Source organism: Nocardioides lianchengensis (assembly GCF_900101465.1).
Classification (GTDB): Bacteria; Actinomycetota; Actinomycetes; order Propionibacteriales; family Nocardioidaceae; genus Nocardioides; species Nocardioides lianchengensis.
Genome location: NZ_FMZM01000011.1, coordinates 111,393 through 123,639 on the forward strand (window position 1 = coordinate 111,393; position 12,247 = coordinate 123,639).

Below are 12,247 nucleotides of genomic sequence, written 5' to 3' on the forward strand. Positions count from 1 at the left end.
CTCGGCGCTCAGGCCGTGCGCTCGCGGGGGACGTCGAGGCGGGGGATGCCGCCGAGGCCGAGTCGGTAGCGGACGTGGCCGGCGTACCGCTCGAGGGTGTCCCAGAGGGTCTGGTGGGCGGCCCAGGGCAGCGGCTCGGCGCCGTCGTACCAGCTGTCGCCGAAGGCGATCCAGGCCGGCGTCCAGTCGGCCGCGTCGTCCCAGGCGCCCCGACGCGCCATCAGCAGCCGGCGGCGCAGCTGGAAGGCGGCGCGCGGGCCGTCCTCGTAGACCGGTGCCGTCGCGACCGGCCACAGCCGCAGGTCGAGGGCCATCAGGTGCACCTCCAGCTCGCGCAGCACGACGGGGTCGACCAGGACGGTCGCCACGTTCTCGTGGGGAGGGCGCCTCATGGCGGCACGGTGCCTCTCGAGCGGGACGGCGTCAAGGGGTCGTGGTTCCCTGGTGGACATGAGGACCCGCTCGGGGGCGCTCGCCCTGCTCGTGCTGCTGCTGCTCGCCCCCGTCCTGCCCGCGCAGGCCGACTCGTCGCCGGGCGTGGGCGCCTGGCGCGACCGCGGGGTCAGCGAGTCCCTGCGCCGCTCGGGCGCCGACTGGTTCCACACCTGGTCCACCGAGCACCCCGGCATCCGCGCGCCGCGCGGCACCACCTTCGTGCCGACGATCTGGGGAGCGGGCAGCGTCACCGGCGAGAACCTGCGGCGAGCCAGGGAGGCGCGGTCGCCGTGGCTGATGACCTTCAACGAGCCCGACCTCGCCGAGCAGTCGAACCTGACGGTCCGCCAGGCGCTGCGGCTCTGGCCGCGGCTGGAGCGCACCGGCAAGCGTCTGCTCAGCCCCTCCGTCGCGTACGGCGGCGCCGATCCCGGCGGCTGGCTGGACCGCTTCATGAAGGGTGCCGAGCGGCGGGGGCTGCGGGTCGACGCGATCTCGGTGCACTGGTACGGCGGCGACTTCCACCCGCGGCGCGCCACGCAGCAGCTGGCGTCGTACCTCCGGGCGGTGCACGCGCGCCACGACAAGCCGGTGTGGCTGACGGAGTACGCCCTGATGCGCTTCGGACCGACCCGGGTCCCGAGCCCGCGCGTCCAGGCCGCCTTCGTACGGCGCTCCTCCGCGATGCTCGACCGGCTCGGGTTCGTCCAGCGGCACGCCTGGTTCGGGCTGCCCGCCGCCGCCAGCGGCCCGAGCACCGGGCTGTTCCGGCCCGGCGCGCGGATCACCGCGGTCGGGAAGGCGTTCCGCCGCGCGGCGCTCAGCTGAGGTCGGTCCGCCGGGTCCACCAGCGCGGGTCCAGCCGGACCAGCAGCGCGCCCGCCCCCAGGCCGAGCACCAGCCCCACCCCCGCGAGGTACGGCGCCGCCAGCGCCCACGCGAGCAGCGGGCGGGAGTAGCCGGTCAGGGCCAGGTCGTCGCCGACCACGCGGGCGTCCACCGACTCGCCGGCGGCGGGCCGCGGGCCGCCGTACCGGTCGCTGACGTCGCCGGAGCCACCTGGCCAGGTCGCCTCGCAGGTGCGCGGCGACCCCGGAGGCGGTCCGGTCCGGCAGCGGGCGTCGTCGGGGACCGTCGCGACCACCGCCCGGTCGCGCTGCCAGCCGGCGGCGGAGCCGTGCATGAAGATCCACACCGGCCCGCCGACGAGGACCAGCGCGCAGCCGGCCACGACGACGCGCACCAGCCAGCGGGTCAGGCCCGGTCGAGTGCTGGGGCGCAGGTTCAGCGGACGGTCGGACACGGGATCAGCGTGACATCCCGGGCCCGGGATGTGACACGGGTCCAGACCTGGCGAACCGTGCCCGCCGCCGGCGCGAGGCGTGGACAATGGACGCAGAGGAGGCGTGGATGCACGGATCAGCCGATCTGTTCCGCCGGATGGTCGCAGCGAGCACCGACGGACTGTGGCTCGTCGACCCCTCGGGCCGCACCCTCTACGCCAACGACCGGATGGCCGCCTTCCTCGGGCACCCGCCCGAGGAGCTGGTCGGCCGAGACGCCGCCTCGATGCTCGACGACCGCGGGCGGGCCGAGATCGCGCACCGGCTGCAGCGCCTCCAGGCCGGCGACGTCCTGGAGAACCTCGAGACCTCCTTCCGCCGCCCCGACGGCGTGGTCACCTGGAGCCTGGTCAGTCACAGCGCGGTGCGCGACGACGGCGGCCGGCTGATCGGCTTCCTGCACCGCGTCACGCCGTACACCGAGCGCCGTGAGCTGGTCGGGACCCTCCAGCTGCGCGAGCAGCAGCTCGCCCAGGCCCAGGAGATCGCCCGCCTGGGCAGCTGGGACCTCGACCTCGCCACCGACGTCGTGACCTGGTCCGAGGAGCTCTACCGGATCTTCGGCCTCGACCCGGCCACGTTCACGATCAGCCGCGAGAGCTTCATCGAGGCGATCCACCCCGACGACCGGGCCCAGATCCGCGAGGTGGTCGCCGAGGCGGTGGCCGGGCGCGACGAGTTCGCCTGGACCGGCCGCCGGGTGCTCCCCGGCGGCGAGCAGCGCTGGATCCGCGGCCTGGGCGTCATCGAGCGCGGGCCCGACGGGGCCCCGGTCCGGATGAGCGGCACCGCCCAGGACGTCACCGACCTCAAGACCGCCGACGAGCACGCGACCGAGGCGACCCGCCGGCTGCACCTCCTGCAGCAGATGGCGGAGATCTCCAACAGCGCCGGGTCGCTCACCGAGGCCGTCGGCCTGGCCGCGCTCGGGCTGCCGACGAACGCCGACGGGTGGGCCGTGCTGGCCCTCTACGCCACCGACGGCGACGTCCCCGTCCCCGTCGCCGTGTACGACGACTCCCGCGTGACCCCGGACCTCGACCTGGTCGGGTCGGCCGTGCGCCAGCGCCGGGTGGCCATCGGCACGCCGGACCGCCTGGCCGGCACCCACAGCCTGATCGCCGTCCCCGTGGTGGTCGGCGTGGACGTGGTCTCGGTGATCCTGCTGCTGGCCGACGAGGTGCCGCCGGACCACAACTCCCACCAGCTGATCGCCCAGATCGCCGCCCAGCTGTCGATGGTCGCCGAGCGCGAGCGCGGAGCCTCCGACCTGGCCGAGGCCCGCGACCAGGCGATGGAGGCCTCCCGGCTGAAGTCGGAGTTCCTGGCCACGATGAGCCACGAGATCCGCACGCCCATGAACGGCGTGATCGGGCTCAACGAGCTGCTGCTGCGCACCGACCTCGACGACCACCAGCGGCGGCTCGCCGACGGCGTGCAGAGCGCCGGGCTGAACCTGCTGGCGATCATCAACGACATCCTCGACCTGTCGAAGATCGAGTCCGGGAAGCTCGAGCTGGAGGAGGCCGACTTCGACGTCCGCGACGTCTTCGACCGGACCGCCGGGGTGCTCGGCGGCCCGGCGCACGACAAGGGTCTGGAGCTGGTGGTGGCCTGCCACCCCGACGTCCCGGTGTTCCTCCGTGGCGACGTCACCCGCTTCGGCCAGGTGATCACCAACCTGGGCTCGAACGCCGTGAAGTTCACCGCCGCCGGCGAGGTCGTCGTGCAGGCGTCGGTCGACTCGGAGAGCGCCGACGAGGTCGTGCTGCGGGTCGAGGTCAGCGACACCGGAGTCGGCATCGCCCCGGAGGCGGTCCCCGGGCTGTTCGACGCCTTCACCCAGGCCGATCTGTCGACCACCCGCCAGCACGGCGGCACCGGCCTCGGGCTGGCCATCTCCCAGCAGCTCGTCGAGGCGCTCGGCGGCCGGATCGAGGTCCGCAGCACGCCCGACGTCGGCAGCACCTTCGCCTTCACCGCCCGCTTCGGCCGGGCCACCAGCGTCCCCGCCCCGCGCCGGGTCACGCCGGCCCAGCTGCGCGGCCGGCGGGTGCTGGTCGTCGACGACAACGAGACCAACCGGTTCATCCTCACCGAGCAGCTCGCGGCCTGGGACCTGGAGCCGGTCGCGGTCTCCTCGGCCGACGAGGCGCTCGCCACCCTCCGCGAGGCCGCCCGCGGTCGACGGCCGTTCGGCCTGGCCATCCTCGACGTGGTGATGCCCGGCACCGGCGGCCTCGAGCTGGCCCGCCGGATCCGCGCGGACGCCAGCCTCGACGGCCTGCGCCTGCTGCTGCTCTCCTCCGACCATCACGTCGGGCGGCGCGCGGTGGCGGAGTCCGGGGCCGACGGGGCGCTCAGCAAGCCGGTCCGGCACTCCGAGCTCTACGACACGCTCGTCTCGACGATGGCCGCAGGCCTGCCGGTCGAGCCCGAGCCCGAGCTGGCCGCCGCCGTCGCGTCGCTCGGCATCTCGGTGCTCGTCGTCGAGGACAACCCGGTCAACCAGCTGGTGGCCACCGGCCTGCTGGAGAACCTCGGCGCCTCGGTCGCGCTGGCCTCCGACGGGCTCGACGCGATCGCCCAGCTCGCCCGCACCCACACCTTCGATGCGGTGCTGATGGACTGCCGGATGCCCCGGATGGACGGCTTCGACGCGACCCGGGCCATCCGGGCCTCCGAGCCCGACGGCGTCCGGGTCCCGATCATCGCCATGACCGCCTCCGCCCTCGAGGGCGAGCGCGAGCGCTGCCTGGCCGCCGGCATGGACGACTTCCTCACCAAGCCTGTCGACGCGACCGCCCTGGAACGGGTGATCCGGCGCTGGACCGGACCGCAGACCGGTCAGGAGCCGCTCCCCTCCGCGGACCCCGCGGCCGAGGCGCCCGCCACGGGCGTCGTGCTCGACCCGGCCCGGGTGCGGATGCTCGACGAGCTCCGCAAGGACGGCATCAGCTTCTTCGAGCGCACCGCGGCGTCGTTCATCGGCCGCATCGACTCCCAGGTGGCCGCGATCCAGGACGCCATCGACGCCCGCGACGCCAACCGCACCTTCACCTCCGCCCACCTGGTGAAGGGCAGCGCGCTCAACCTGGGCCTGCCGCTGGTGGCCGCCGCGGCCGCGCGGGTCGAGTCGCACGCCGAGGGCGGCCGTGTCGACGGGACCGAGCCGATGATGGCCGACCTGGGCCGCGAGGTGGGCCGGGCCGTCGCCGCGCTGAAGGACGCGACCGGTTGAGCCTGCTGACGACTCGGTTCGAGGTCGTCGCCCGGCACCGGCCGGTCGACCTCGTGCTGCCCGGCGAGCTGCCGACCGCGCCGTACCTTGCCGTCACCGGTGAGGGGCCACTGACGATCGCGGGCCCGGACGTCGAGATCACCGCCGGGTACGACGGCCACGCGTGGCTCACGGTCGACACCGGCGGCCGGCGGCCGACCCGCCACCGCAGCCGGCGCCACGGCCGGGCGAAGGCCCGCGTCGACGCGCTCGGCCTGGCCCTGACCGGCACCCAGGCGACCGTGCTGACCCGCGAGGCGGACCGCTGGGTGGCCCGCGGGCGGGTCGACCTGGAGGGCCGGGTCGACACCCGCGACGAGGACTGGCTGGCCGGCGTCGGGACCAGCGGGGGCACGGCCGGCGCGTTCGGGCAGCTGGGGCTGCGCGACCTGCGGCTGGTGACCCGGGCCGACGGGTCGCCGTACCGGCTGGGTCGGGTGCTGCTGCTGACCGCCACCAGCGCCGGACCGGGCTTCTTCGCGACCGCGCACACGTCGGTGTGGTCCCTGGACCCCGACACCCTGGAGATCGCGCACCGCGGCGACCTGTTCTTCCGCCGCCCCGACAAGCCCGGGGTGTACGGCGACCACGCCACCCACCTGGTCCGCGACGACGAGGCCGGCCGCTGGCTGGTCGCCACCAGCGGCTGGGGCGACTTCGACAAGCGGCGCCCGGTGCAGGTCCTGCTCGCCTCCTCGACGGCCGACCTGTCGACCGGGGCGCACGTCCTCGACACCGAGGTGCTGGCACTGCCCACGGACGGGCTCACCTCGGTCGCCGTCTGGGACCCGCACCTGGTCCGCACCGACGACGGCTGGCTGGTCGGCTACGTCAGCGCGAGCCGCTACTTCCGCTTCCACCCGGTCCTCGCGGGCGGCCCGTCCCTCGACGAGCTGCGGCTGCTCGGCGCCGACCCGGCCCGCCGGGCCTGCGAGGGCACCACCCTGCACCGCGACCCGGCCTCCGGCGCCTGGCAGGTGCTGGCCAGCGACCGCAGCGGCGAGTACCCCGTCTACGACCTCGCGCTGTCACCCGTCGGGCGGCTGTCCGCGCCGTACCCCTCGAACATCCCGTGGCCCACCGTCGTCCCCGTGGACGGCGGCTGGCTGATGGTCGCCTTCAACGGCTCCGGGTACGGCGGCCGGCTCACCGGCTACGGCACCCACGGCGACGTGGTGATCATGCACTCCACCGCTGGTTGAGGAGGGACGAAGTCCCGTCTCGAAACCCGTCTTGCCAGGAGTCGGCCTCGATCGAGGCCGACTGTCGACTCACCGGGTTTCGAGGCTCGCTCCGCTCGCACCTCAACCAGCGTGGGGCGGCGGCTAGTCGGTGATGGCCAGCAGCGGTCGGACGGCGGTCCGGGCCGCGTGGATGCGGGACTTCACGGTGCCGAGCGGGATCTCCAGCAGCGCCGCGATCTCGCTGTACTCCAGCTGCTGCACGTCGCGGAGCACCAGCGGCTCGACCAGCTCCGGGTGGCTGCTGCCGACGACCTCGAGGGCCTCCAGCAGGTCGAGCCGGCTGCCGGCGATCACGCTGGTGGTGCGCGGGTCGGGCGCGACGGGCAGCTCGTCGGTGAGCCGCTCGGCGGCGCGGCGCTTCAGGGTGCGGTAGGTGCCTCGCGCGCTGTTGGACGCGACCGCGTGCAGCCAGGTGGTGAACCGGCTGCGGCCGCCGAACTGGCCGATCTTGGTGGCGACCAGCAGCAGCGCGTCCTGGGTCGCCTCCTCGGCGTCCTCGGGGTAGAGCAGCATCCGGCCGCAGGTACGGCGTACCCGCGGCTGCACCGCGGCGAGCAGGTCCTCGAGCGCGGCCCGGTCGCCGGCTGCCGCGCGCAGCGCCAGGGCGTCGAGCTCGTCGGGATCGGAGAGGTCGGGCATCTGCGGCAGACTACCGATCGTGTCCCTCCCCGAACGCCTCGGCCGCCTGGAGCGCGTCGAGGCGATCGGCGCCGGCGGGTTCGCGACGGTGTGGCTCTACCGCGACACCGAGCTGCAGTCCGACGTCGCGGTGAAGGCGCTCGCCGACAACTGGGCCCGCCGACTCGACGTCCGCGAGCGGTTCCTCGAGGAGGCCCGGATCCTGCGCCGCGCGGACTCCGACCACATCGTGCGCGTGTACGACGTCGGTGAGGTCGACGCGACGCCGTACTTCGTGATGACCTACGCCGACCTCGGCACGCTGGCCGGCCTGACGGCGCCCGGCCGCCCGCTCCCGTCCGGTCGGGTCCTCGACCTGGTCACGCAGGCCGGCGCGGGGCTGGGAGTGCTGCACGAGCTGGGCATCGTGCACCGCGACGTGAAGCCGCAGAACCTGCTGCTGCGCAGCGGCGGCAGCGGTGGCGAGCGGGTCCTGGTGGCCGACCTGGGCGTGGCCAAGGCGATGCTGCACGCCAGCGGGCTGACCCAGGTCGTCGGGACGCCGGCCTACATGGCGCCCGAGCAGGTCAGCGGCACGGGCATCGACCGGCGGGCCGACGTGCACGCCCTGGGGGCGGTCGCCTACCAGCTGCTCACCGGGCAGCAGGCCCGCACCGCCACGATGCACGAGCTGCTGACCGCCACCCTCCCGCCGGCGCCGTCGACGCTCGCCGACCTCGCCCCCGCCGTGGACGAGGCGCTGCTGCGCGCCCTGGAGCCGGACCCCGCGGACCGCTGGCCGGACGTCGCCTCCTTCGTCGGGGCGCTCCGCGAGGCCCTGGCCGGCCCGGACCCCGACACCGGCTCCGCCACCCTGATCACCTCGCGCACGCTGCTCGGGGAGCCGGTCGCGCCCGCCCCGCACCGCCCCTCGCTCACGCCGCTCTTCTGGCTGCTCCTCGTCGTGGTGCTCGGCGCGGCCTTCGCCGCTTCGTACGCCGCGACCAACGCGCTGAGCTGACGGTCGCCTAGCCTGGGACGTGACCCGCGCCACCCCTGCGGGCACCCACCACCCGGCGCCACACCACCCCGTGGCCGACAGATCGGACACCACCATGACCGACCCCTTCGACCTCGCCCCCGAGCACGAGCAGGTCGTCTTCGCGAACGACCCGGCCACCGGCCTGCGCGCGATCGTCGCGATCCACTCGACGGCCCTCGGCCCCGCCCTCGGCGGCACCCGCTTCCATCCCTACGCCACCACCGACGCCGCGCTCCGCGACGTCCTGGACCTCTCCCGCGGGATGTCCTACAAGGCCGCGCTGGCCGGGCTCGACCTCGGCGGCGGCAAGGCCGTCATCATCGGCGATCCGCGCACCCTGAAGTCCGAGGCGCTGCTGCGCGCCTACGGCCGGTTCGTGCAGTCGCTCGGCGGCCGCTACCGCACCGCCTGCGACGTCGGCACGTTCAGCGTCGACATGGACCAGGTCGCGCGTGAGTGCGACCACGTCACCGGCCGCACCGTCGCCCACGGCGGGGCCGGCGACAGCTCCGTGCTCACGGCGTACGGCGTCTTCCAGGGGATGCGCGCCGCCGCCGAGGCCGCCTGGGGCGGTACGTCGCTCGCCGGTCGGACGGTCGGCGTGGCCGGCGTCGGCAAGGTCGGTCGTCACCTGGTGCGCCACCTGGTCGAGGACGGCGCCGACGTGGTCGTCACCGACCCCTGGCAGCCCGCGCTCGACACGCTCGTCGCCGACCACCCGGAGGTCCGCGTGGTCGCCTCGACCGCGGCCCTGGTCGCCGAGCCGCTCGACGTCTACGCGCCGTGCGCGCTCGGCGGCGCGCTCACCGACGAGGTCGTCGCGGTGCTCCGCGCGCGCGTCGTGTGCGGAGCGGCCAACAACCAGCTCGCGCACCCCGGGGTCGAGAAGTCGCTGGCCGACCGCGGGATCGTCTACGCACCCGACTACTGCGTGAACGCCGGCGGCCTCATCCAGGTCGCCGACGAGATCGACCCGAGCGGGTTCAGCTTCGAGCGCGCGCAGCAGCGCGCGAGCGGGATCTTCGAGACCACGCGGGACGTGCTGGCGCTCGCCGTACGGGACGGCGTGTCTCCTGCCCTGGCGGCCGACCGGCTGGCCGAGGCGCGGATGCGCGACGTGGGCCGGCTGCGAGGGATCTGGATCAGCTGACACTCAGCGGTGGACGGTCCGCACGCGCGGACCGTCCCCGCCGAGGTCAGTCGCGCTGGGGTTCTGAGTAGTCCGACCACTTCTCGAGGACCTCCGGGTCCACGGGATCGGATTCGACGATGTTCTCGTCGCCGTGCAGCTCCTGCGCCAACTTCCCGAAGTCCGTCTCGTGAGTGCGGTACTTCAGGTCGCGTGCGACCTTCGTCTGCTTTGCCTTCGCTCGGCCGCGCCCCATAGGGTCAGCCCCCTCGCACGTTGGCCGGGGCACAGTGGCTCCCGGGCTGGTCCTCAGTATTTCTTCGTGGGGGCAACGCTACCTGTTGGGTGGCTGTTCCCGCACACCGAGTGTCCGAATCGCCGGTGGACGAGGCCGAACTCACCAACCGGGGTGCTGTCCGGTGAGCCGGACCCGGCCCCCGTCGGTGTCCGAGGAGCTCACCTCGCCGGCCGCCCAGGCCCGGATCCCGAACCCGTCGAGCAGTGCCACGGCGGCGTCGACGTCCGCGGCCGGCATCAGCGCGACCATGCCGACGCCGCAGTTCAGCGTCATCTCGAGGTCGGGCTGCGAGACGTCGCCGACCCGGCGGACCAGGTCGAAGATCGGCTGCGGCGTCCAGGTCGTCCGGTCGAGGGTGGCGGTCAGCTCGAGCGGCATCACCCGCTCCAGGTTGGCGGCCAGGCCGCCTCCCGTCACGTGGGACATCGCGTGGGTGGCCGTCGCGTCGGCGAGCGCGAGGCAGGCCTTCGCGTAGATCCGGGTCGGGGTCAGCAGCTCCTCGCCCAGCGGGCCGCCGAGCTCCGGCACGTTCCGGTCGAGCGCCCAGCCGGCCTTCTCGAGCAGCACGTGACGGACCAGGGAGTAGCCGTTGGAGTGCAGGCCGCTGGCGGCCATGGCGACCACCACGTCGCCCGGGCGGACCCGGCCGGGGCCGAGCAGCCGGTCGGCCTCCACGACGCCCGTCGTGGCGCCGGCGACGTCGTACTCGTCGGGGCCGAGGAGGCCCGGGTGCTCGGCGGTCTCGCCGCCGACCAGCGCGCAGCCGGCCTCGACGCAGGCGTCCGCGATGCCCTTGACGATCGCGGCGATCCGCTCGGGCACCACCTTGCCGGTGGCGATGTAGTCGGTCATGAAGAGCGGCTCGGCCCCGCAGACGACCAGGTCGTCGACGACCATGCCGACCAGGTCGTAGCCGATGGTGTCGTGGACGTCCATCGCCTGCGCGATCGCGACCTTGGTGCCGACGCCGTCGGTGGAGGTGGCCAGCAGCGGGCGGGTGTACTTGGTCAGCGCCGAGGCGTCGAAGAGGCCGGCGAAGCCGCCCAGGCCGCCGATCATCTCGGGCCGGCGGGCCCGCTCGATCGAGCCCTTCATCAGCTCGATGGCCCGGTCGGCCGCGTGGATGTCGACGCCGGCCTCGGCGTACGCGTTGCTGCCGGGGACGGCGTCGTTCACAGGAGTGACCTCACGGGTTGTTGAGCACGGGCAGCGCACGGCCCATGGTCGGGGACTTCAGGGTGGCCTCGAGCAGGTGCTTCCCGAGCAGCGACTCGTCGGGCAGCGGGACGGGGTACTCGCCGGTGAAGCAGGCCCGGCACAGGCTCTCCTTCGGCTGGCGGGTCGCCTCGATCATCCCGTCGAGGGAGATGTAGCCGAGGGTGTCGGCCCCGACGCTGGCGGCGATCTCCTCGGGCGTCAGGCCGTTGGCGATCAGCTCGGCCCGGGTGGCGAAGTCGATGCCGTAGAAGCACGGCCACTTCACCGGGGGGCTGGAGATCCGCACGTGCACCTCGCGGGCGCCGGCCTCGCGGAGCATCCGCACCTGGGCGCGCTGGGTGTTGCCGCGCACGATCGAGTCGTCGACCACGACGATCCGCTTGCCGCGGATCATGTGCTCGAGGGCGTTGAGCTTCAGCCGGATGCCGAGCTGGCGCAGGGTCTGGCTGGGCTGGATGAAGGTGCGGCCGACGTAGGCGTTCTTGACGAAGCCCTGGCCGAACGGGATGCCGGACTCCTCGGCGTAGCCGGCGGCGGCGGGGGTGCCGGACTCGGGGACCGGGATCACCAGGTCGGCCTCGACCGGGAACTCGCGGGCCAGCTGGCGGCCCATCTCGACGCGCGACTCGTGGACGCTGCGGCCGCTGATGGTGGCGTCGGGGCGGGCGAGGTAGACGTACTCGAAGACGCAGCCCTTGCGGTCGGGCTCGGCGAACTTGTGGGAGCGCAGGCCGTTCTCGTCGATGACGAGCATCTCGCCGGGCTCCACCTCGCGCACGACGCTCGCGCCGATGGTGGCCAGGGCGGCGTCCTCGGAGGCGACGACCCAGCCGCGGTCGAGGCGACCCAGGACCAGCGGCCGGATGCCCTGCGGGTCGCGGGCGGCGTACAGGGTGTTCTCGTTCATCCACACGAAGCAGAAGGCGCCCCTGAGCAGCGGCAGCACCTCGAGGGCGCGCTGCTCCAGCGACGTGTCGGGGTGGTGGGCGAGCAGCGCCGTGACGAGGCCGGTGTCGTTGGTCGACGTCTCCTGCGGGCGGGTGTGCAGCTCGAGCTCGTCCTCGGGGCCGGGCAGGTCCTCGACCATCTGGGAGAGCTCGTGGGTGTTGATCAGGTTGCCGTTGTGACCGAGGGCGATCGAGCCGTCGGCGGTCGGCTGGAACGTCGGCTGGGCGTTCTGCCAGGTGCTGGCGCCGGTCGTGGAGTAGCGCGAGTGGCCGATCGCCAGGTGGCCCTTGAGCGAGGCCAGCGTGGTCTCGTCGAAGACCTGCGAGACCAGACCCATGTCCTTGTAGACCAGGATCTGACGGCCGTTGGAGACGGCGATGCCTGCCGACTCCTGGCCGCGGTGCTGGAGGGCGTAGAGACCGAAGTAGGTCAGCTTGGCGACGTCCTCGCCCGGGGCCCACACCCCGAAGACGCCACAGGCGTCCTGGGGGCCCTGGTCCTGCGGGTCGAGGGCGGCGGTGAGCCGGCCGTCGCCGCCTCTGCGTGAGCTGCCACTGTTGCTGAGGTACGGCACGCGCCGAGTCTACCGATCCGAAGGCTCAAGAGTCGCTTCGTGGTGCCGAACGTCACCGCAGCATCCGGGTACTGCCGTAGTCGGACGTACGATCGATCCCATCCCCCCGCCAGCATCC

Annotated in this window: 11 protein-coding genes; 5 read left to right on the forward strand and 6 right to left on the reverse strand. The window is 73.8% G+C overall.

Going from position 1 to position 12,247, the window contains the following annotated elements; translation table 11 throughout:
- Positions 1-8: 8 nt before the first annotated feature.
- Positions 9-392 (reverse strand): hypothetical protein, encoded by a 384-nt coding sequence (locus BLT76_RS19200; protein ID WP_090859815.1) that lies wholly within the window; start codon positions 390-392, stop codon positions 9-11.
- Positions 393-450: 58 nt separating this feature from the next.
- Between BLT76_RS19200 and BLT76_RS19205 the strand changes: the two genes are divergently transcribed.
- Positions 451-1,263 (forward strand): glycosyl hydrolase, encoded by an 813-nt coding sequence (locus BLT76_RS19205; RefSeq protein ID WP_211753073.1) that lies wholly within the window; start codon positions 451-453, stop codon positions 1,261-1,263.
- Here the strand turns inward: BLT76_RS19205 and BLT76_RS19210 are convergent.
- Positions 1,256-1,738: a hypothetical protein gene (locus tag BLT76_RS19210; RefSeq protein WP_090859819.1), complete on the reverse strand. Its 483-nt coding sequence runs from the start codon at positions 1,736-1,738 to the stop codon at positions 1,256-1,258. The genes BLT76_RS19205 and BLT76_RS19210 overlap by 8 nt on opposite strands.
- Positions 1,739-1,845: 107 nt before the next feature.
- On the opposite strand from BLT76_RS19210, the gene BLT76_RS19215 reads away from it, so the two are divergent.
- Both BLT76_RS19215 and BLT76_RS19220 read left to right on the forward strand, forming a co-directional pair.
- Entirely contained in the window at positions 1,846-5,019 is a 3,174-nt protein-coding gene (locus BLT76_RS19215; RefSeq protein WP_170867155.1) for a hybrid sensor histidine kinase/response regulator, read from the forward strand.
- Positions 5,016-6,260, forward strand: coding sequence for a hypothetical protein (locus tag BLT76_RS19220; RefSeq protein WP_244509490.1), 1,245 nt, complete (start codon positions 5,016-5,018; stop codon positions 6,258-6,260). Before BLT76_RS19215 ends, BLT76_RS19220 begins: the two co-directional genes overlap by 4 nt.
- 123 nt (positions 6,261-6,383) lie before the next feature.
- Here BLT76_RS19220 and BLT76_RS19225 read toward each other — a convergent pair whose 3' ends face one another.
- Entirely contained in the window at positions 6,384-6,941 is a 558-nt protein-coding gene (locus tag BLT76_RS19225) for an RNA polymerase sigma factor (RefSeq protein WP_090859823.1), read from the reverse strand.
- A gap of 19 nt (positions 6,942-6,960) precedes the next feature.
- On the opposite strand from BLT76_RS19225, the gene BLT76_RS19230 reads away from it, so the two are divergent.
- Positions 6,961-7,941, forward strand: coding sequence for a serine/threonine-protein kinase (locus BLT76_RS19230; protein WP_139175697.1), 981 nt, complete (start codon positions 6,961-6,963; stop codon positions 7,939-7,941).
- Positions 7,942-8,035: 94 nt separating this feature from the next.
- Positions 8,036-9,112 carry a Glu/Leu/Phe/Val family dehydrogenase gene (locus BLT76_RS19235; protein ID WP_090859827.1) on the forward strand — a complete coding sequence of 359 codons (1,077 nt, stop codon included), beginning with the start codon at positions 8,036-8,038 and terminating at the stop codon, positions 9,110-9,112.
- Between the two features lie 46 nt (positions 9,113-9,158).
- Here the strand turns inward: BLT76_RS19235 and BLT76_RS19240 are convergent, their stop codons facing one another.
- The 3 genes from BLT76_RS19240 to purF form a co-directional block, all read right to left on the reverse strand.
- The gene (locus BLT76_RS19240) at positions 9,159-9,347 is read right to left on the reverse strand and encodes a DUF3073 domain-containing protein (protein ID WP_090859829.1); all 189 of its coding nucleotides are present in this window, start codon (positions 9,345-9,347) and stop codon (positions 9,159-9,161) included.
- A 141-nt stretch (positions 9,348-9,488) separates the two neighbouring features.
- Positions 9,489-10,565, reverse strand: coding sequence for a phosphoribosylformylglycinamidine cyclo-ligase (gene purM, locus BLT76_RS19245; protein ID WP_090859831.1), 1,077 nt, complete (start codon positions 10,563-10,565; stop codon positions 9,489-9,491).
- Between the two features lie 10 nt (positions 10,566-10,575).
- Complete coding sequence (gene purF / locus BLT76_RS19250; RefSeq protein WP_090859833.1) at positions 10,576-12,129, reverse strand: amidophosphoribosyltransferase; 1,554 nt, start codon at positions 12,127-12,129, stop codon at positions 10,576-10,578.
- Between the last annotated feature and the right edge of the window lie 118 nt (positions 12,130-12,247).